This is a genomic window from Mycobacterium ostraviense (genome assembly GCF_002705925.1).
Lineage (GTDB): Bacteria > Actinomycetota > Actinomycetes > Mycobacteriales > Mycobacteriaceae > Mycobacterium > Mycobacterium ostraviense.
Genome location: NZ_NKRE01000023.1, coordinates 1 through 270 on the forward strand (window position 1 = coordinate 1; position 270 = coordinate 270).

The 270-nt window shown below is 64.8% G+C and carries 1 protein-coding gene; it reads left to right on the top strand.

Translation table 11 applies throughout. The features are described 5' to 3' along the window. A partial coding sequence (locus CDN38_RS33620; protein WP_142361386.1) for a polysaccharide biosynthesis/export family protein occupies window positions 1–270 on the top strand: 270 nt, incomplete at both ends.

Genomic DNA, 270 nt, shown 5'->3' on the forward strand with positions numbered 1-270 from the left:
GCTCGATGCGGGCGACCGGGTGCGCCTGACTGTCTTCGAACAGGAAGGCTTGACCAACACCTACAGCGTCGACCAGGCCGGTTATATCTCGGTACCGCTGATCGGCAGCGTGCCTGCCCGCGGCAAGACAATCCAGCAGATCGAGGCCGCCGTGGCAGCCAAGCTGCGCAAGGGCTATTTGCGCGATCCGGACGTCGCCGTCGAAGTCGACCGGTACCGGCCGGTCTTCGTCATGGGCGAAGTGGGTGCCGCCGGGCAGTACTCCTATGT